Source organism: Streptomyces melanogenes, assembly GCF_014649795.1.
Classification (GTDB): Bacteria; Actinomycetota; Actinomycetes; order Streptomycetales; family Streptomycetaceae; genus Streptomyces; species Streptomyces noboritoensis.
This window is the reverse complement of the sequence record NZ_BMTS01000019.1, coordinates 64,311-82,560: the sequence shown is the minus strand read 5'-3', so window position 1 is coordinate 82,560 and position 18,250 is coordinate 64,311. Positions and strand designations below refer to the sequence as shown.

The following is an 18,250-nucleotide window of genomic DNA, read 5'->3' as shown; positions in this document are numbered from 1 at the left end:
ATCACGAGCAGCACAACGTTCGACACACGCTGCTTCAATCGCTTGGACAGTAGAGCCTGCTTACTCGTACTGCATGCCCGCGAACGGGTCTGGCTCTCCGGTCCATGGGTTCAGTCCTGCTTCGCGCAGTCGATCTTCCTCCCGGACATGCAGGAACTTAGGACGAGTACCCCATACGGCCGCATCACTTACGGGGCATTTTTCGAATTCGGCAGCGAAAACCTTGGTCAGGAATTCCACCATTCCGCATTCGTATACCTCCCAGGCAGCGCTCGCCCTCGACCACACCGCGACTGGCCACTGGTCAGGGGATGACTCTTCTGTGAGCCAGCAGAGCACGTCGGCCGCGCTTGTTCCACCCCATACCAGCATGTCCCGCAGGGAATGTCGGCCAGCATGTTCCGACTGTGCCCAGGATTGCATATCGGGTGCGGTGACGGCGTCTTCGGGAAGACGGTGCACACGCCAGTGTTCGTCCTGGAGAGCCCGGGGAATCGCGACCATGAGTCCATCCTCATTGAACGACCCTTCCCCAAGAGCGGCGACGAACTCCTGATAGTCAACCGGGAACTCATGTCCGTACGCATGCGCGAGAGCTGCCCAATCCAGAGTGTCGCCCGCTTCATCGGAGTGATTGACGAACACTGCCAGCCGTTGAACCGCCGAGCTCATGGAGTACCTCCCGTGGGAATCGGGATGCCTTGGTAGGTGACACCGCCAAGGTTGCGCCAGTGCCCGAACTTAGCACTGTAGATCTGGTTGGTGACGACGTCACTGAACTTGATGCCCGGATTACCCTGGCGATCGTAGCCTTGAGCCGACATTTCATAGCTCACGGGTACGGTCCGCGGCCCCATGTACTTCGGTGTCACGGTGTAGTGCACGACCTGATCGCCGTCGATCGCTCGTTTCACCTGATTCTCGAACTTCAGCATGTTGTCTTCCACTCCAGGATCGCGTGAGTCAACCCGCGTGGCGTTACTCGATCGGGCGCATGTTGAGAGGTTGCGCACATCAAGGCCGTCGCCACCGAACTGCTTGCCCAGCAGGTGGCAGGCATTGATCCATGACCCCGGCGGCCGATTTCCCAGGTACATAGCGTAGTTACGCGCCCAGTCATACCCAGGAGGCTTCAACACGCCAGGGTTCGTTGAGGTTCCCTCATGGCTAGCGAGGTATTCCGAATCAAGGCATGCCTCGACTCCCATAGCACGGTTTCCATTCGCCGCGTCCCCCTCCTTGAGGTCTACCCATCCCTGCCCACCGACTCGACAGTCACCGCCATTTCTTCCACCGCTTCCACCACCCGGCACCTGCCCTGGTGAGGGATCCAGCGAACTGAACGTATCCGGCGTGTACTGGTGGTCTCCGAACAGATTGAGAATCTTTGCGGCGGTGTACGTGAGCTTCCAGCCGTCGCCAGGCTTCCAGCCACCGTTTTTGGGGTCCCAGTCCGGCTTGGCGGCCGGTCGGGGCGGTGCAGGCTTGGGGTGGGGACCGTTGTTGGGGTTCTGGTCGATCTTCGGCTTGGGAGGTCGAGTGCGCACCCGGGGTGCACTCCGGGGACCATAACCCCAGTGGCCATGCCCTGCCCGCGACGAACCTCGGTATGAAGATCCATAGTCGATATAGCCCGACGAGTAGCCACTCCACCGGAGCCGGTCAGCCTGAGCCCCGAGCGAGGACGACATGCTCCCCGCGTAATCCCAGTCAAGGGCGGTGGAGTACGAGCCGGTGTACGAGCTTGATCCCGACGACGACCAAGACCACCCCCAGTCGTCGAAGTAGGACCAGTCGTAGTTTCCGCTGAGGATCTGCTTCGAGGAGTAGCCCGCGCCAGCCGTTCCTCCAGCCACAAGGAGGTCGCCCACACCATAAATACAGGCGATGAGCACCGGGCCGATGCAGTGTCCGCTGGGGTCCGTGCCGTTGAGCGGTCCAGCATTGCCGTAAAGGTAGCCGTTTGCCTGGGCCGACGGAGCGGGTTGCAGCTGCCAGGTGTCGCGGGAGTTGAAGCTGCCGGTGCCCGGCTGGTACCAGCGGGCGGCCATGTTGACGTCACCGGAGGCCGGGTCGGTCCAGCCGGACTGGTAGCCGAGGGCCGGGGTGGTGCCGGTTGTGGCCGTCTTCTGGCCGAAGGGGTTGTAGGCGGTGGAGCCAGTCAGAGATTTGGCGTCCGGGGTGAGGCCGGCCACCAGATCGGTGTGCTGGTCGGTGACGGCCCACTGCTTGGTGCCGCCGTTGGCGATGGCGAGCAGTGCACCGTCGGGGGTGCGGGTGTACTGGTTGGTGCCGTCGTCGGTGAGGTTGTTGGAGCCTCCGTCGTAGCTGAAGGTGGCTGCGCCGCTCTGGCGGACGCGGTCGAGGGAGTCGTAGGCGAAGGTTGAGGCTCCGTCACTGATCTTGCGTTCGAAGGCGTCGAAGGTGAGCGAGCGCGCGGTGCTCGGCTGTCCGGCCACTGCGGACAGGGTGCCGCGTGGGGTGTAGGTGTAGGTCGAGGTGCCGTCGGACAGGAGGCGGTTGCGTTCGTCGAACGTCGAGGTGGCGCTGCCGGCCTGGGTGCGGTTTCCCGCGTCGTCCCAGCTGTAGCCGGTGGTGGTGCCTGCGGCAGTCCAGGAGGTCATGCGGCCTGCCTGGTCGTAGCCGTAGGTGTTGTCGCCGGCTCCGGCCGTGCCCTTGGTGTTCTTCTTCGTCAGGCGGTCGGCGAGGTCGTAGTCGTAGGCGGTGGAGGCGGTTTCGCTCGTCGCCTTCGGATCAGTGATCTTGTCGCTGGTCAGGCGGCCGAGGCTGTCGTAGCCGTAGGTGCGCTGCGCCGAGACGACGGAGTCGGCCCAGCTCTTCCCGCCCGGGGGGATGAGCGCGTACTGGTTGACCACGGGCCGGCCTGCGGCGTCGTAGGAGGACCAGATCTGGTTACCGGTGAGGGCGTCCTGGGTCCATGCGCTGCGGCCTGCGGCGTCGTAGCCGTACTGGGTGGTGCCTTCCTTGGTGGCGCGTCCGGTCATGTTGCCGTCTGCGTCGTAGGTGTAGGCGGTCTTGCCGCCGGGGCCGTCGGCCGTCAGCAGCTGTCCGCGGTCGTTGTAGGTGTAGGTGTTGCGGCCCATCAGCCCGTCCGCGCCGGCGGCGGTGATGCGGCCGGCCAGGTCGTAGGCGAGTGACCGGGCGGTGGTGGCGGCTTCGGCGCCGGTGCCGGTCTCGGCGGTGAGGCGGCCCAGCGCGTCGAAGGTGCGTTCCCGCTTGACGCCTCCGGGCAGCATGTCGACAGTGCTCTGGCCCGCCGCGTCGTAGACGGTGGTCCAGGTGCGGTCTGCGGGCGCCGGGTGGGTGGCGGTGGCGGGTTCGATGGTCGATTCCGGCAGGTTCCACGGCGTGTAGGTGTACGTCGTGGTGTTGCCGCGGCCGTCGGTCAGGCGGGTGCGGTTGCCTGCGGCGTCATAGCCGAAGCGGGTGGTGATGGCGTGGCCGTCGGCGACGGGTTCGGACTGCTGGGTCATGCGGCCCAACGCGTCATAGCCGTAGGTGGTGCGGGTTCCGGTGGCCGAGGTGGCTGCGGTCTTGTTGCCGTCGGCGTCGAACTCGGCCGTGGTGGTGCGCAGCGGGGTGGAGCCGGTGCCGTAGTCGCTGCGGGTGGTCTCGTTGCCCAGGGCGTCGTAGGCCATGGTGCTCTTGCGGCCGGTGGCGTCCAGGGACTGGATGGTGCGGCCGAGGCCGTCGTAGTCGGCCTTGGTGGTGCCTCCCAGGGGGTCGGTGACGGTCAGGAGGTCACCTGCCGGGTTGTAGGTGGCGGTGGTGGCGTGGCTGGCCGGTGTGGTGGAGGTTGTCTGGTTGCTCGCGTCGTCCCAGCTGTAGCGGGTGGTGAGGTTTTGCAGAGCGGGGTAACGCTCCACGGTGGTGGCGGTGAGCTGGCGTCCGAGTTCGTCGTAGGTCGCCTCGGTCCGTGCTCCCGTCGGGCTGGTGGCTGCCAGCTGCAGGCCGGTGGGCGTCCAGGCGTAGCTGCTGATGCCGGCGCCGGTGAGTGAGGTTGCGTTGCCCAGAGGCTGGTTGAGGTTCGCTCCGGTGGCCGGGTCGGTCTTGGTCAGGAGCTGGCCGAGCTGGTCGTAGGTGAAGGTGGTGGTGCGCCCCAGGGGGTCGGTGCTGGCCGTGGTGCGGCCGAGGGCGTCGTAGCGGGTGCGCGCCGTGGCGGTGATCTTCGTGCCGCCGGGCGGGGTGTAGTCGGGCAGGGTGGTGGCGACGGGGCGGCCGAGGCTGTCGAGTTCGGTGCGGGTCACCGCGCCGCGGGCATCCTGGTTTTCGGTGGCTTCGCCGAAGGTGTTGTAGCCGGTGCGCGTGGTGGCTTCCAGGGTCTGCGGCGAGCCGCCGTTCTCCTCGGTCTGGGCCGGGGGCGCACTCTGCTGGACGGGGCGGCCCAGGGCGTCGTACCGGATGCGGGTCGTGTAGGCGGAGGCGTCCGCACCGGGGGTGTTGCCCCTGGGGCTGACCTGGGAGGTCAGCAGTCCGCGCTCGTCATAGGTACGGGTGGTGATGCGGGGGGTGTCACCGTCGGTCAGGGTGGACTTGGTCGCGTTGCCCGCCGCGTCGTACTCGGTGGAGGTGGTCAGCTTCTTGCCCGCGCTGTCGATGGCGCGTGCCTGCTGGGTGACACGGTTGTCGCCGTCGTAGGCGTAGGTGGTGGTGCGGTTCAGGCCGTTGGGGTCGAGGGTGGTGGCGGAGGTGCGGCCCAGAGCGTCGATGGTGTTCGTGACGGTGGTGCGGCCGCCGCCGGTGACCTGCTGGGTGAGATGCCCGGCGCCGTCGTAGGTGTTGGCTTCCAGCACGATGTCGTGCCGGGTGCCGTCGGCCTGGGTGACCTGCTTGGCGGTGGTGGTGGCGGGCAGGTTGTCGTCGAAGTAGGTGTAGGAGGTGGTGGCGCCCATCGCGTCGGTGACGCTGGCCAGACGGCCGGCCGGGTCGTACGCCTTGGAGACCATGGTCAGGTCACGGGTCCGGCCCGAGGGGTCGCCCGTCCAGTCCTTCAACGTGGTTTCGGCGTGCTGGCCGCGCGGCGTGTAGGCGTACGTGTACGTCGTACCGGTGGCGTCCGTCTGCCGGTTCAGTCGGCCCAGGGCGTCATAGCCGAACGTGGTCTGGTTACCCGCGGCATCGCTCGCGCTGTCGTTGAGGCCGTGGTCGTCGTAGTGGCTGGTCGTGACGCGCTTGGGGTCGCCGCCGACGGTGTCCTCGGTGCTTTCCGTGAGGAGGTTGCCGTCGTCGTCAAAGGTCCTGCTGACCTTCGCGGCGTGTGAAGTCCCGGTGATCTCGTTCTTGACTGTGCTGCCCGTCTCGGCCGTGACACGCGAGAGGCTGTCGTAGGCAAAGGTGGTGGCTATCCCGTCCGGGAAGCTCTTGGAGATCTGGGTCTCCGAGGTCTTGCGGCCGAGTCCGTCATAGGCGTACTTGGTCACCAGCCCGGAGGGTGCGGTGGCCTGCGCGATGGCTCCGTCGGCGTAGTAGGTGTAGGAGGTGGTGGCCCCACCGGGGGTGGTCTTGGAGGCGACCAGGCCGGCCGGCGTGGTTCCGCCGCCGACTGCGGGTTCGCTGCCGGTGGTGTAGGTGGTCGTGGCGGTACGTCCGTCGGCGAGCGTGATGGTGGACGCCAGCCCCTGGGCGGTGTAGGCCGTTGCCGTCTTGAAGCGGTTGTCGGTGGCGTTCGCCGAGCGGGCGTCCCGCACGGCGACCGGCTTGTCGTTCCTCAGGTCGTTGGGGTCGGACGCATTGAGGTAGTACTCGGTGAACGAGGTCCAGCACGCGTTCACGTCGCGGCAGGTGCTGGTGGAAATGGTGTTGCCGCGCGCGTCGTGCCCGGTGACCGTGGCGTGGCCGTTCGCGTCGGTGACCGTGTTGAGGAAGCCGCCGGTGTCGTAGGCGAGCGTAGTGCGTGCGCCGGTGGCGTCGACGGTGGTGAGGGGGCGCTGGCCGCGCAGCATGTCGTAGGTGGTGCTCTGGGTCTGCCCCAGGGGGTCGGTCACGGTGATGGTCGAGGCCAGGGCGGAGGCGCTGGTCGAGCGCATCGCGCGGTAGTGCGCGGTGACCTGGTTGTCGCTGAGGGCGTGGCTGTAGATGGAGGCTTCGGCGAGCTGGCCGGTGAAGTAGCGGGTCGCGGTGGTCCCGCCGTCCCAGCCCGCGCTGGAATAGCCGGCGCCGAGGTAGGCGCGGGTCACCGTTTCCGACTGGACGGCCCCGGCCACGGTGCCGACCTTGACACCGTCCAGGTACAGCGACTGGCCACTGGACGAGCCGGTCAGGACCGCGTGGTGCCACTCGTTGTCGGTCACCTTCTCCGGCGACTTGATCGCCGTGGGCCAGCCGCTCGTGTTGCGCAGACGCCCGCGCAGCAGACCGTCCGAGTCCACGACCAGCACCGGGTCCCAGTTGGTGGGCACCGAGCCGAGATCGGCGTTTTGCAGGCCCAGCAGCACGCCCGGCTTGGCGGTGCGGAACCACAGCTCAGCGGAGGTGTCGGTGGGGCTGCCGAGGATGTCCATGGGGAGCTTGACGCTGCCGTTGCCGTTCAGGCTGATCGCGGTCTTGTCGCCGGTTCCGGAGGGACCGGTGGTGCCGAGTGTGGCGTTGGTGTAGGTGCCGTAGCCCCCGTAGACAGCGATCTTGTTGCTGGCCTGGGTTCCCTTGGTCTCGTCCAGACGCCAGTACTGCGAGGGGGCGTCCGCCAGGACGGCTCCCTGGTAGGTGTCGCCATTGCCGGACACCAGCTTGGTGCGGGCGCGGTAGTGGTCGGTTACGGCCTGCTGAGGCAGTTCCTTCGTGTAGAAGGCGGCTTCGGCGAGCTGACCGGTGAAGTAGCGGGTCGCGGTGGCGCCGCCGTCCCAGCCCTCACTGGAATATCCCGCACCGAGGTAGGCGTGCGTCACCGTCTCCCACTGGACGGCCCCGGCCACGGTGCCCAGCTTGACGCCGTCCAGGTAGAGCGACTGGCCACTGGCGGAGCCGGTGAGCACCGCGTGGTGCCACTCGTTGTCGGTCACCTTCTCCGGCGACTTGATCGCCGTGGGCCAGCCGCTGGTGTTGCGCAGGCGCCCGCGCAGTACCCCGCCGGAGTCCACGGCCAGGATGGGATCCCAGTTGGTCGGCGCCGGAGTGGCACCGAGCTCCGCGTTCTGCAGGGCCAGCAGGACACCCGGCTTGGCGGTGCGGAACCACAACTCGGCGGCGAGGGCCGGCGAGGTGGTCAAGGGGGCGACGGGGACCTCGACGGCTCCCTTGCTGCCGTCCAGGGTGATGGCCGTGCTGTCGCCGTCGGCGAACACGCCGGGGTCGCCTTGCAGGACTCCGTCGGTGTAGGAGCCGTCTTCACCGCTGGCGATCTCGTCGGTGGCAACCGCCCCGCCGGGTTCGCCCAGTCGCCAGTAGTCAACGGGCCCCGAGGCGCGTACGGCTTCCGCGTACGCGGCCGAGCCTGCTGAGTAGGCGGGGGCGGACAGCTTCCAGGTGCCGCCCTTTTGGTCGGTCACCTGGGCCACGCGGTCCGTGGCGCCGTCGTAGGCGACGGTGGCGTGCACGCGGCCGGACGGGTTGGTGACCTTGGTCATCCGGCTGGTGGCCGCGCGGGCAGCGAAGTGCTCGGCGACGGTGCCGTCGCTCAGGGGGTGGTGGTAGACGGCGACGTCGTCCATCTGTCCGGTGAAGCGGCGCACGCCGGCGGGGCTGCCGTCCCAGGTGACGCTGGAGTAGCCCGCGCCCAGGTAGGTGTACGACTGGTCGAGGTGATCGATGGTGCCCTCCAGGGTGCCGACCTTGGCGCCGTCGAGGTACAGGGTCTGGGTGGTGCCGGCGCCGGTGAGCACGGCATGGTGCCACTGGTCGTCGGTCACCGTGGTGGTGCTGGTCAGCGGCTGGGCCTTGCCGGTCCAGTACTGACCGCGCAGCTTGCCGTCGGCTCCGATGGCCAGAGTGGGAGTCCAGTTGCCCGGTGCGTCGTCCTCCAACGGACGGTTCTGGAAGCCCATCAGCACACCGGGCTTACTGGTCTTGAACCACAGTTCCACCGACAGGAAGGTGCTGGTACGCAGCGTGTTCTCCGGCAGCTCCACAGTGGAGCTGGTGCCGTCGAAGCCCGCGGCGGTGTTGTTGCTGGAAGCCAGCGCACCGGGCCGCCCGAGGTCCACATCGTGGTACTGCGCGTTATTCAGCCCGGTCGCTGAAGGCGCCTCGCTCGCCGCCTTCGCCCCCTCGCTCTCGCCCAGACGCCAGTAGGAAACCGGTGCCTCATCCAGCACGGTGGCGCGGTAGACCGAGCCGTCGGCGTACTCATAGAGGGTGCAGGCGGTGGTGGAGGCCGGCGGGCATACCTTCGTCAGGCGGTCACCGCTGTAGGTGTAGGTCCACGTCAGGCCCGGCGCGTTGGGACCGGCCGCATTGGTGGTCACGGACGCCACGTGCCCATTCGCCCAGGTGAAGGACAGCATCCGCCCGGACGAGACGTCCGTCACCGACTTCAGCGGCTGCGGGTCGCCCTCAGCAGGGCGCGAGGAGAAGAGCTTCTGCACGCGCCCCGCACTGTCGGTGACGCTTTGCAGCTCCCCCCATTCATTGAATCGGTAGACCACACCGGAGCGCAGGCGCAGCGTCCAGTAGTTGTATTCTCCCGCTTCCTGATGGACCGTGAGGGTCATGGTGTTCCCCGACGGCCCGGCAAAGGATCCGCCGGGGTTCTTGCCGAACTGAATACGGGATCCGTCTTCCATCGTGACCTTGACGAGGGAACCGGGCTCGCCCCAGGGGATTCCCTCCAGGCGCATGTCGAAGCGCGACGCCCAGCCCAAGCCGAACGCGGTCTGGGTGCGCGGGTCAAGGGAGTTGTAGGTGCGGGTCACGGCCAGTTCCGGGCCCACGGACGGCATCGCGGCGTCCGTGGAGGAGGTGGAGTAGTTGCCGGCCCGGTAGCCGAACTCGTGCCCGTCGTCTCCCCCCAGCTGGGAGGTGACCGGGGGCTGCGGTACCTCGGCGGTGAAGAAGGCCGGTCCCGGCCGCGCGGAGGAGTCCTTGCCGTCGTAGGCGTAGGAGTACCAGGCGTAGCGCTTGCCCCACGTCAGCCAGCCGACCGGCACGCTCCACTGCTGCGCGGCACTGCGCGCGCCGCTGCGGCAGTTCACGCGGGCGTCCTTGCCGTTGACCTCGCATACTTCGAAGGAGTACTGGAGCGAGCTGGGGTAGTGGTCGGGGTCCTTGCCCTGCGCCCACAGCGTCGGGGTCACCGAGTTGACCACCACACCGCTCGCGGGGGCCTCGGCGGTGAGGTACGGCGGGAGGTTGACCGCGTCGAACTTGATCGCATACCCGGGCACGCCCTCGCTGTTGAAGGCGGCGTTGCCGTAGTCGTCCATCGTCCACACGAGCGTGTAGGTCGCCGGAGTCAGCGGAGCGATCTTGGCTTCCAGGGTGACACTGGCGCCCGGGGCGACATCGTTGGGCATCGGCGTCCAGCGGATCTTGGCAGCATCCCGGATGCGGTTGCCCGACGCGTCATACAGGTCGTACTTCAGCTTGATGTTGCCGCCCTTGGGCCACGTCTGCTGGCCCCGGTTGGTGACCGTGACCTTCATCGAGCCCTCGGCCGTCGCCGTCACCGGGCTCACGAATCCGCCGACCTGGTAGGCGGCACCGTACTTGGTCCAGGTGACGTCCAGGCTCGGCTTGCCGCCGGGGTAGTTGGCCGAGCCGAACTGCTTCCAGCTCTTGCTGTCCGTGACGGACGTCTTCACGGCCAGGCCGTAGTTGCTCTTGCGGCCGTGCGTCCAGTCGTCGACCAGCTGGCGGCCGTCATCGCGCAGCGGAATGCTCTCCCAGGCAGCCGCGCAGGCCCAGTTGGTGGTGTCCGGCGGACGCCAGCCGTGCGCGAAGCTCTTGGACGCCAGCGCGTTGCCGGTCGACGGCCCGGGATACTTCGTGGTCGTCTGCTCCGACCAGTTGGACGTGATCGGGTGGATGGTGACCGGCTTCGCGTCACACGAGTACGACCACGTGTTGTACAGGCTCAGGCTGGCGTTGACCACCCAGGCGTTCTTGAGGGTCTTTTCCACCCCCGCGAAGCGCAGCAGGCCGAGCGCCTTGCTGTCGCCGCCGTCGGGCGTGCCGACCTTCATGACCGTGGCACTGGTGAAGTTCTGGTTGTAGGGGGACTGGAGGTAGGTGGCCACGGTGGCGTCGAAGCGGCTGACCGAGGGGTCCACCTTGACCGGGAAGACCCGCGCGGGGTCGGCGAGCCATTGCTGATCCAGCGTGACGACCAGGATCTGTCGGCCGGCTTCCTCAGCCAGGCTGTAGCGGACGCCGGTGGATATCTGCCCCTCGTTGGTGTTCTCACCGACCTTGGCGTCCTCCATCCAGCCGGACGGCATCCACGCCTGCACAGTGCCCGCGGCATTCACGAACTCCAGCCCGCCGCTGTCGGCGAGCCGTGCCGTCACGCCGTTCAGCGCGAGCGGGAAGCGCCACTGGGTGGGCGCGTCCTTGCTCTTGAGGACGATCGTCTCCTTGACAGAATCGTTGCCCGCCAGCAGTTCCAGATCCGCTGACGTACGGATGTCCGGGTAGCGGATCATGCTGCCGTCCGTGCTGCCCTTGACCGCCGCGGCTCCCTCGACCGCGTAGCCCACCGACGCACTGTCGCCGTAGGCGATCTGCACGAGGGGGTCGCTGTTGGCATAGTCGCCGAAGGAGATCGGTGACTCGGTTGCGGCAGGCGCCCAGCCCTGGTCGGAGGCGGACATCGTGCGCGGCCCCGCCGAGCGGGCCAGCCGTGTGTCCACCTCCTTCCACTGGCCATCAGCACCGCGGAAGTTCACCGGCTCGTCGTAGAAGCGCGTCGTGCGGGTGCCGTCCTCATTCAGATAGGTACGCGCCTGCCGGTCCCGCTCCCCCACCAGCTCCTTGCTGGCCTTCGCATCGAAGCCGCTCGGGGCGACGGCATCCGGCGCGTCGACCGGCTGCGCCGTGCCCATCACCGGCGCAGCGGGGACCCCGCCCAGCGGCGATCCCTTGGGCAGTCCCGCGTCCTTGGGCAGCTCACCCGGCGCCCTGAGAGCACCACCGTGCCCGCCCGACGCATCCGCATCCGTGTCGTCGCCGGACACCCCGTGATCACGACCGCTCGCCGAACCCCAGCCCTGGCCCGGGGCCTTCCCCGCTTGCACAGACCCACCAGGCACGGCGGCCAGCACCGCCTGTTGGGTCCCAGCGAGCACCGCCATCAAGAACGCGACGAAAAGCACAAACGGACGTGCGGTACGCACAGCGAAAAATCCCCACCCAAAGAACGATCAAGAGAGACATGTTGTACAAGCCGACACGTCAATCACACAAGTTAGTCATACCTTCTTCTCCAATCCGTTACATTCGCAATCTTTCGACACAGGCCGATCCGGCACGGCAAGCGATCACCCCACGTCAAGCCAACTCAATACACAAGAAACGGAGTTACTAGGTCTGGGTCAGACATATGCAACCGCAATGCAAAACTCGCCACCCCTCGGGAAACCCAGCCCACGAGCAGCCCGAGGGCAACTCGTCATCGCCGCCCAGAACCCACCACCCCGCCACCCCGGCAGCAACCGGCCCCGGACACACGCACACGGCCGCCGAGCAACCGAACCGCACCCAGACGCGTGCGGACGTGCCAGCGCCTCGGTGATCACGTCTCGAGATGGACGTGCACGGCAAAAGACGACACACGACACCACGTCAACACCGGTTCAGAATACGTTCATAATTGCACCGTAATACACGATTTGCCTGGAATATCACCCGGGAAATGGGCTCATATCTGCGTAGCCTTGCTGTGGCTCAAGCGCACCACCCAGTTGGCCTGGGCCATAGCTCTGGGCTGCCGCATGCCGGAGGCCAGGGACAACGGTCAGCCGCACCGCGCCCTACGGGGAGACCACGTGACAGCTCCACAACACCCCTTATCCGCACACGCCATCGCTGCTCGCACCCGAAGACACGCCGCCGCAGTGCTCCTTGCCGGGAGCCTGTCGGCACTGGCCGGATGCAGCGGCAGCGACTCCCCCGCATCGTCCAAACCCAGCCCCACCCACACGGCTGTCTCGCGCTCTGCCAGTTCCACCGCTGACGCCGCAGACGCGGCCATCATCGCGGCATACACCGGCTCTTGGGACGCGCAGACCGAGGCCTACAGCAAGGCCTCTTCCGCGGGAACCAACCTTCAGAAGAACACCACCTTCAAGGCGCTGGCCGACGTCGAGAGCGACCTGGTGGCCATGCGGAAGGCCGGGCAGGTGACCACCGGCAGGCCGGTGATCCGTCCGAGGGTCGTCACCGTGACCCACGGCAGAGTCCCCACGGCGACGGTCGTCGACTGTGTCGACACGACGAACTGGACGCTGGTCGACAAGGCCTCGAAGCGGAAGGTGCCGCTGCCCACGACGCGGCTCATCACCTACGTCAGCACGGCAACGCTGGAACAGTGGGGGACAATGTGGATGGTCACCAAGCTGACCGCTCAAGAGCAGTCCTGTTAGCAGGGCGCCTCGCCGCCGCCACCGGGGCCTTAGTCCTGGCTTCGGCCTCGGTCGCGCACGCCGATCACGATCCGAATGTGCGTGCCGGGACCTGTCAGTCCGTCAAGTTCTGTGTCGGCGTTAGCGTCGGCGGCAAGACCGGCGGCACGACGGGGCAGGCGGGTGGGTCGAGCGGCAGCAGTGCCAGCGGCAGCAGGCTGAAGTGCCAGTACACCAAGGTCGAGCCGGAGCCTCCGCCCGCGCACCCGGCCTGGGAGGGCAAGGACCCTACGAAGTTCGACATGTACTTCATGTCGTGCTCGGACGGTGGCCTGGACAACCCCGACGGCTTCGTCGTCGTGCCGCAGGGGCAGCCACCCGTGCCGCAGGTCGATCCGCGGGAGCTGGCCCAGCGCGCGGTCGACTCCATGACGCTACTGGGACCGGACATCGCCAGCCCGAGGGCGGGCGGACGCTACACCGTGGGTGTCCCGATGTGGTTGTGGGTCCACCAGAGTCCCACTACCTACGGGCCGAATACCGCGTCGGCGTCGGCGGGCGGGATCACCGTCACCGCGACCGCAAAGGTGTCGAAGATCGTGTGGTCGATGGGCGACGGCGTCGCCGTGACCTGCTCTGGGCCCGGGACCCCGTACACCTCCTCCGAGGCCATGGCCCCGTCTCCGACCTGTGGGCACCTGTACACCACCACCTCGGCCGATGCCCACGGTGGCAGATTTCCGGTGACCGCGACGTCGACGTGGGCGATCGCCTGGCAGGGCGGCGGACAGGCCGGCCAGCTCACGGAAGTCCGCCACAGCGTCGTTGCGGTCGCCGTCGGCGAAGTCCAAGTCGTCCGATAGCGCCGCCGGAAGGAGACAACGGTGAGCAAGATCCCGCAGTATCCCGGCACCGCAGGCGCGAACGGTATCCCCCAGCAGCACGCTGTCGGCGGACCGGTGGCTCCGCCCCGGGTCTCGGCGCGCAGGCGGCGCCCCGGCGTCATCGCCCTGTCCCTGGCGCTGATCGCCGCCGGAGGCACCGGAGTTGCGGTCCTTGTGCTCCAGGTCGGCCACCGCACGCAGGTGGTGACCGTGGTCCGTGACGTCCAGGTCGGCCAGGTCCTGAGCCAGCACGACCTGGGCCGGGCGTCTCTTGCCCTGGACCCGGCTGTCAAGGCGGTGCGCGCCGACAACCTGGCGTCGGTGGTGGGCCAGCGGGCCGCCGTGGAACTGAAGCCCGGCTCCCTGCTCGCCCCCACCCAGGTGACGAAGGACCTGCTGGTGAAGCCCGGCGAGCAGGTGGTGCCGGTCGGTTTGGAGCCCAAGCAGATCCCCGCCACGGGGTTGGCGGCGGGCCAGAGGGTGCAGCTGGTGCACGTCCCGGCCCCAGGCAGCGCCGATGCGGGCAAGGCGCCGGAGGCGTCCCCCAAGACCCTTGTGGGCCGCATCGTGAAAGCCTCGGGCGCGGCACCCGGCACGGGGATCGTGGTCGTGGACGTGGCCACCGCCGCGACCGACGGCCCCACGGCCGCCGCGTGGGAGGCGGCCGGCACCCTGCGCCTGGTGCTGGCCGCTTTGGAGGGTCCGTGATGGCGGTGATCGCCCTCGCGGGCTGCAGCGGGGCGCCCGGCGTGACCACGACCGGCCTGGCCCTGCTGCTGGCGTGGCCGCTCAAGACGGGCCGGCGGATGATCCTGGCGGAGTGCGACCCGGACGGCGGCGCCGCGGCACACGGCCTGCTGCAGGGCACGCTCGGCGACCGCTACGGGCTGCGCAATCTCTCGGTGGCCGCCCGCACAGGAGAGTTCAGCGACGCCTTCTGGCGCCAGCTCATCGACCTGAGCCGCACAGACGGCCAGCGGGAGTCGCCGCGCGAGAGGCTGCTGCTGCCCGGCATCACCGACCCCGCGCACGCCGCGAGCCTCAGGCCGGTGTGGACGATCCTGGCTGAGATGTTCCGGGGCATCGACACCATGAGCGGCCACGACGTGCTCATCGACCTCGGCCGACGCGGCGCGTACGGGCCGAGCGGGGTGCTGGCCGAACAGGCGGATGCCACGGTCGTGGTGGCCCGCAACACCCTGCGCGGTCTGCACGCAGCCCAAAGTCGGGTGCGCGCCCTGCACGAACGCCTCGGTGACGTCAGTGTCCTTCTGATTGACGAGGGGCCGTATCCGGCGGGTGAGGTACGGCGCGTGCTACAGGTGCCGGTGACCGCCACCCTGCCCTACGCACCGGACGAGGCCCGCGTGCTGTCCGACGGCACCGAAGCTCCCCGCCGGTTCACCAGCACGGCGCTCATGAAGGCCGCCCGCACCACCAGCCAGGTACTCATCCAGCGGGCCGCCCTGCGCCGGGAGCGCCTGCATCCACACGATCCGCGCGCAACGGACGGGGAGACACCCCATGCACGCTAGGCCCCTGCACCCCGACCCCACCGTGGCACCGCCGCCCCAGGAACACACACGCCAGACCAACGGCACGCCCACGCTCACGGGCGCCGCCTCAGGCACCCGACGGTCCGGAGCGGCGGTCCCCGCCGTCTCGGTCGACTACCGGGTGGTCCGGGAGATCGGGTCCCAGGTGGCCAAGCAGCGAGAGGAACTCCTCAAGGTGCGGCCCGGTATGGACCGGGCCAGTGAGGAACAGCGCTGCCTGCAGTGGATCGCCGAGGCCGTCGCGCTGTGGTCGGACGCCAAGGCGATGACGCCCCCGCAGGACGAGGCGCTGCGGCGCGCGGTGTACGACCTGCTGTTCCGCGCGGGCCGTTTGCAGCCGTATCTGGACGATGACCGGGTCGAGGACATCCTCATCCAGGGCCCCGGCGAGGTGTGGCTGGACTATGGCGCCGGCGAGCGGCGCCGGGTGGGGCCGGTCGCGGACTCGGAGGAGGAACTGCTGGAGCTCTTGCGGGAGCTGGCCCGCGGCTCCGGGCACAGCGAGCGCACCATCTCCACCGCCAGCCCGACGCTGGCTCTGTCCTTGGGGGACGGCTCGCGCCTGCAGGCCATCACGGGGCTGGGGCCGATGACGTACGCGGTCATCCGCCGCCACCGGGTCTCCCACGCGGATCTCGACGACCTGGTGCGCATGGGCACCCTTGATACGGTCCTGCGTGACTTCCTCGGCGCCGCCGTACGGGCCGGGAAGAACCTGATGATCGCGGGGAAGCAGAAGGCCGGGAAGACCACGCTGCTGCGGGCGCTGCTCAGGGAGTTCGACCCGCACTGCCGCTTCGCCACCATCCAGAGCGAGGACGAGCTGTTCGCCCACGCCACCGGCTACCACACGCAGGTGGTGTCCCTGGTGGGCCGCGAGTCCAACGGGGAGAAGGACGGCAGCGGGCGCGGCGCCGGTGAGGTCACGCTGCTGGACTTGATGCATCCGGCGCTGCGGATGTCGCTGGAGCGGATCGTGGTCGGCGAGGTCCGCGGACCGGAGATCGTCGCGATGATGCAGGCGCTGACGAACGGGTCGGGCGGCAACCTGTGCACCATCCACGCCCGGCGCCCCGACGTCGTCTTCGACCGGATCGCCGAGCTGTATGCGCTCGCCCAGGGCACGCTCTCCGAGCAGCTCGCCTACCGGCAGATTGCCAACGGGCTGGATTTCGTGGTGTTCATCGACATGACGGACGAGACGCAGATCGGCGGCCACCGTCACCGCTACGTCTCCCACGTCCTGGAGGTGACCGGGATCGGTGAGAGCGGGCGCCCGGCCACCAATGAGGTCTTCTCCCCCGGCCGCGAGTGGGGCGAGCTACGGGCCGTGCCGCGGATGGCACCGGCGTGTATCGACGACCTGCGCCGCGCCGGCTTCGACTCCGCTCTGCTGCAACAGCCCTACGGGGCCTGGACACAGCCGCTATCCCTGACGATGGGGGCGGGCCGATGACCTTATTGTGCGCCCTGCTCGGCGGCATGGCGCTCACCAGCGGGCTGCTCGGTGTCGTGGCGGGTGCCGTAGGCACCACAGCGCCGCGCCGGGCCCCGCTGCGCCTGCGCTGGCAGGCGGCGCTGCGCGGTGGGCGCCCTCGGGGCGCGGGCGCCCGGCTGCGCCGGCGCAGCGTGATGGCCGCAGGGGGTGTGATCTGCGTGGCCGTGTGGCTGATCAGCGGGAATCTTGTCGGCGGTGCGCTGCTGGGCGCGGCCGTCATCGGCGTGCCCTGGCTGATCACCCCGGCACGGATGGCCAAGGAGCACATCGGCCGCCTCGAAGGCCTGAGCGAGTGGACCCAGCGCCTGGCCGGTCTGCTCCGCCTCGGCATGGGCCTGGAACAGGCGATGATCACCAGCCGTCAGGGGGCACCCGGCGAGCTCGCCCCGCAGATCGTCACCCTGTCCGACCGGCTGCGGCTGGGCTGGCGGCCCCAGGGAGCGCTGCGTGCGTTCGCCGATGAACTGGACGATGTCACCGCGGACAAGGTCAGTGCCGCGCTCATCCTGGCAGCCGACGACCGCGGACCGGGCCTGGCACAGGCCCTGGAGGACCTGTCGGCAACCGTCCGCGAAGAAGTCGCGAAAAAACGCTCCATCGAGGCGGACCGGGCCAAACCCCGCACCACCGTGCGATGGATGACTCTCATCACCATCGCCGTCGTGGTGAGCGGGTTCTTCGTGCCGTCCTACACCCGCCCGTACTCCACCTTGCTGGGGCAGCTCGTCCTCGCCCTCCTGACGTGCGGGCTCGTCGGCGTGCTGACCCTGATGCGGCAGCTCGGCTCCTTCCGACGCATCCCCCGCTTCCTGGTCACCGACCCAGCCAGCACTGTCCGGCTGCCGATACCCGCACCGGAATTACCGGTGGCCGCTCACACGCCGCAAGGAGCCGCCTTGTGAACCTGCTGCCCGTCGTGATGACCGGTGCCACGGCCGGCACCGGACTCGCCCTCCTGATCCGCGAACTCCTCACACCCCAGCCCGCGCTGGCCACAGCCCTTGAACGCAGCGCCCCGGCGGACCTGAGGGCGCCCGAACCGGATCTGGACCGCGAGGAGAGGTGGGGCCGGTGGCTGCTGGCCCGCGTGGGGCGGCTGCCGGGCGTGCGGGTGCCCACCACGGACCTGGCTCTGCTCGGGCAGGGGCCGGGCCAGTTCATGCTCAAGAAGACCGCGCTCGCCGCCTTCGGCCTGCTCGGCCCGCCAATCGCCGCGATTCCGTGGACCATCGCCGGTGTGGGCCTGCCCTTCTACGTACCCACGGGTGCTGGGCTTCTCGTCGCAGGCGTGCTGTTCCTTATCCCCGATCTCGCCGTACGCGACCAGGCCAAGCGGGCACGCGACCAATTCGCCCACGCCCTGTCCGCCTACCTGGACCTGGTCGCGCTCAAGCGGGCCGCCGACGCCGGCCCCGCCGAAGCCCTGGAGAAAGCCGCCCAAGTTGGTGAAGGGTGGCCCTTCCTGTATCTGCAGGGCGCGCTGCGCCGGGCCCGACTGGAGAAAATCCCGCCCTACCAAGCACTCGCGGACCTGTCCGTCCAGTACGGCCTGCCCGTCCTGGACGACGTCGCCGACATCATGCGCGGCTCAGCTACCGACGGCGCCGCCGTCTACAAGGCGCTGCGTGCCCGCACCGCCGCCCTCGACGCCGAACTGCTCGCCGATCAGGCCGCCGAGGCGAACGCGGCCAGCGAATCGATGACCGCGCCTGGAGCCCTCCTGGCCGTCCTGATGATGCTCCTGATGGCCTTCCCCGCCGTCATACGCATGCTGACCGTCTAAAACGACCGCCGCCTCGC

9 protein-coding genes are annotated in these 18,250 nt (G+C 68.6%); 7 read left to right on the top strand and 2 right to left on the bottom strand.

The genetic code is table 11. From position 1 onward, the window contains the following. Nucleotides 1-60: 60 nt before the first annotated feature. Both IE252_RS32485 and IE252_RS32480 read right to left on the bottom strand, forming a co-directional pair. Nucleotides 61-672, bottom strand: coding sequence for a hypothetical protein (locus IE252_RS32485; RefSeq protein ID WP_190093023.1), 612 nt, complete (start codon nucleotides 670-672; stop codon nucleotides 61-63). After that, a complete protein-coding gene (locus IE252_RS32480; protein WP_229848942.1) occupies nucleotides 669-10,994 on the bottom strand; it encodes a LamG-like jellyroll fold domain-containing protein in 10,326 nt (3,441 codons plus the stop codon). The genes IE252_RS32485 and IE252_RS32480 overlap by 4 nt, the downstream gene beginning before the upstream one ends. A gap of 1,011 nt (nucleotides 10,995-12,005) precedes the next feature. On the opposite strand from IE252_RS32480, the gene IE252_RS32475 reads away from it, so the two are divergent. The 7 genes from IE252_RS32475 to IE252_RS32445 all read left to right on the top strand — a co-directional run bounded on the left by IE252_RS32475 (nucleotide 12,006) and on the right by IE252_RS32445 (nucleotide 18,233). Then, the gene (locus IE252_RS32475) at nucleotides 12,006-12,533 is read left to right on the top strand and encodes a hypothetical protein (protein ID WP_190093021.1); all 528 of its coding nucleotides are present in this window, start codon (nucleotides 12,006-12,008) and stop codon (nucleotides 12,531-12,533) included. Between the two features lie 77 nt (nucleotides 12,534-12,610). Further along, nucleotides 12,611-13,375: an ATP/GTP-binding protein gene (locus IE252_RS32470; protein WP_229848930.1), complete on the top strand. Its 765-nt coding sequence runs from the start codon at nucleotides 12,611-12,613 to the stop codon at nucleotides 13,373-13,375. Nucleotides 13,376-13,405: 30 nt separating this feature from the next. Continuing rightward, on the top strand, nucleotides 13,406-14,104 hold the full coding sequence (locus IE252_RS32465; protein ID WP_229848941.1) for an SAF domain-containing protein: 699 nt from the start codon (nucleotides 13,406-13,408) through the stop codon (nucleotides 14,102-14,104). Continuing rightward, nucleotides 14,104-14,931, top strand: coding sequence for a CpaE/TadZ family protein (locus IE252_RS32460; protein ID WP_190093020.1), 828 nt, complete (start codon nucleotides 14,104-14,106; stop codon nucleotides 14,929-14,931). The genes IE252_RS32465 and IE252_RS32460 overlap by 1 nt, the downstream gene beginning before the upstream one ends. After that, complete coding sequence (locus IE252_RS32455) at nucleotides 14,921-16,408, top strand: TadA family conjugal transfer-associated ATPase (protein WP_190093019.1); 1,488 nt, start codon at nucleotides 14,921-14,923, stop codon at nucleotides 16,406-16,408. Before IE252_RS32460 ends, IE252_RS32455 begins: the two co-directional genes overlap by 11 nt. Further along, nucleotides 16,405-17,352, top strand: a complete 948-nt coding sequence (locus IE252_RS32450; protein WP_190093018.1) for a type II secretion system F family protein — start codon at nucleotides 16,405-16,407, stop codon at nucleotides 17,350-17,352. The genes IE252_RS32455 and IE252_RS32450 overlap by 4 nt, the downstream gene beginning before the upstream one ends. Then, nucleotides 17,349-18,233 (top strand): type II secretion system F family protein, encoded by an 885-nt coding sequence (locus tag IE252_RS32445; protein WP_190093017.1) that lies wholly within the window; start codon nucleotides 17,349-17,351, stop codon nucleotides 18,231-18,233. The genes IE252_RS32450 and IE252_RS32445 overlap by 4 nt, the downstream gene beginning before the upstream one ends. The last annotated feature ends 17 nt before the right edge of the window (nucleotides 18,234-18,250 follow it).